Source organism: Streptomyces sparsus (assembly GCF_054776295.1).
Genome location: NZ_BAAHCA010001606.1, coordinates 1 through 645 on the forward strand (window position 1 = coordinate 1; position 645 = coordinate 645).

Sequence of the window (645 nt, forward strand, 5' to 3'; positions counted from 1 at the left end):
CGCGGTGGCCGCCGTGCGCAGTGCCGTGGGCCGCCCCTACGTGTGGGGCGCGGCCGGCCCGAGCGCATTCGACTGCGCGGGGCTCACCCAGTGGGCCTACGGACAGGCCGGGGTCTCGGTGCCGCGCACCTCGCAGGGGCAGGCGCACGCCGGGCAGCGGGTACCGCTCTCCCAGGCCCGACCCGGCGACCTGGTCGTCTACCGGGGCGACGCCAGCCACGTCGCGATGTACGTCGGCAACGGACAGGTCGTGCACGCGCCCTACCCCGGTGCGCAGGTGCGCTACGACCCGGTCAACATGATGCCGGTCAGTGCGGTCAGCAGGCCCTGAGACCTCCGGCGCCGCTCTCGCGCACCACGGCCACGTCGCCCGCGGCCACCGTGCAGTGGCCGTCGTACCGGACGCCGTCGAGCAGCCCGGTGCCGTGCACCGGAACGGTCGCCTCGCGGTCGCCGTGGTTGACCAGGAAGAGGTAACTGCGCTCCCCGTCCACCCGCCGCACCGCCTCGACCCCGGGCGGTACCGCGAGCGGAGGGCGGGCGCCCGCGTCGCGGCAGACCCCGGCGAGGATGTCCCGCAGCGCGGTCGGGTCGGGCCGGGTCGCGACGTACCAGGCCGCGCCGCTGCCCACGTCGTGCCGGGTG

General features: G+C 76.4%; 2 protein-coding genes. One reads left to right on the top strand and one right to left on the bottom strand.

Annotated features, from left to right (window positions below; translation table 11 throughout):
• The coding region (locus tag ACYVE9_RS29880) for a C40 family peptidase (RefSeq protein ID WP_461030992.1) at window positions 1-331 on the top strand (331 nt) is incomplete at its 5' end.
• Here ACYVE9_RS29880 and ACYVE9_RS29885 read toward each other — a convergent pair.
• A partial coding sequence (locus ACYVE9_RS29885) for a Beta-galactosidase C-terminal domain (protein WP_461030993.1) occupies window positions 318-645 on the bottom strand: 328 nt, incomplete at its 5' end. The two genes, ACYVE9_RS29880 and ACYVE9_RS29885, sit on opposite strands and share 14 nt — an antisense overlap.